This window comes from Burkholderia singularis, assembly GCF_900176645.1.
GTDB lineage: Bacteria > Pseudomonadota > Gammaproteobacteria > Burkholderiales > Burkholderiaceae > Burkholderia > Burkholderia singularis.
The window spans coordinates 1-1288 of record NZ_FXAN01000018.1; the positions used below are offsets into that span (position 1 = coordinate 1).

The following is a 1288-nucleotide window of genomic DNA, read 5'->3' on the forward strand; positions in this document are numbered from 1 at the left end:
TTGACCTTGCCCCTGTTTCACGAATCCCATAACCGAGGCAATCAGGCCGCTTGCCCTTGCTGAGCGGCGGCCCAGTTCTTCTCGAACGTCATGGGGCTGACGTAGTTCAATGTCGAATGGAGCCGACGGGCATTGTAGAAGCCGAGCCAGTCGATGACTTCGTCCATTGCCGCACGTCGCGTCGCAAAGTGCCGGCCGTGCAGCCGCGCCACCTTCAGCGAACCCCACAGGCTTTCGGTCGGTGCATTATCCCAACAATCGCCGCGCCGACTCATCGACGAACGCATGCCGTACGCCTTGAGCGTGTCCTGGAAGAGCCCGCTGCAATACTGGCTGCCACGGTCGCTATGCACAATCACGCCGGCGTCGGGACGGCGTCGGAACCACGCCATGCGCAGCGCATCCGTGACCAGCTCGGCCTTCATATGCGGCTGCATCGACCAGCCCACCACCTGCCGGCTAAACAGGTCGATAACGACGGCCAGGTACAACCAGCCTTCAGCCGTCGCCAAGTAGGTGATGTCGCTCGTCCAGACCTGATTCGGCGCCAGCGCCGTGAAGTTGCGCTCGAGCAGATTCGGCGCGACCGGCAGGCCATGATTCGAGTTCGTCGTCGCGATGTACTTGCGCTTGTGCCGAGCACGCACGCCATGCTGCACCATCAGCTTGCGAACGCGCTCCTTACCCACGCGTACGCCGCGCGCAACCAGTTCTTTCCACATGCGCGGCCAGCCGTACTCGCCTTTCACTTCCGCGTGAATCGCCTTGATGTGCGCCAGCAGTGCATCGTCACTCACGCGGCTACGCTGCGGCTTGTCCTGGGCGACACGTTTCCGTCGCTGGTGAAAGCCGCTGGGGCTGACTTCCAGAACCTCGCATAACACCGAAATCGGCCAGTGACGGCGATTGCGTTCGATGAAGGCGTACTTCACGTTGAGTCCTTCGCGAAGTACGCACAGGCCTTTTTTAGGATGTCGCGCTCCATCTTCAGCCGCGCCACTTCGGCACGAAGTCTCGACAACTCCATCTGCTCCGGGCTTACCGGCTTCGTGCCAACTCCTCCGAGCTTGCCTTCCTGTTCAGCTTTGAACCAGTTGGAAATCGATTGCGCCGGCACGTCCAGCGTCGCGGCCACCGCCGCAACGCTCTGGCCTGCCTTGACCAGCCGAACGGCTTCCAGCTTGAATTCGAGCGTGTAGCGCGCTCGTTTCGTCTTGTTCATCTTCTTGACTCTCCTTGCTTGAGTTTAAACGCTCAGCAAGGGATTCGTTTTTCGGGGGCAAGCTCA

1 protein-coding gene is annotated in these 1288 nt (G+C 60.7%); it reads right to left on the minus strand.

The window, feature by feature from the left end; genetic code table 11:
• Positions 1-41 precede the first annotated feature (41 nt).
• A protein-coding gene (locus BSIN_RS02035) for an IS3 family transposase (protein ID WP_089339361.1) occupies positions 42-1222 on the minus strand; the annotation gives its coding sequence in 2 pieces (ribosomal slippage) (positions 42-958 and positions 958-1222; 1182 coding nt in all).
• Positions 1223-1288: the final 66 nt, after the last annotated feature.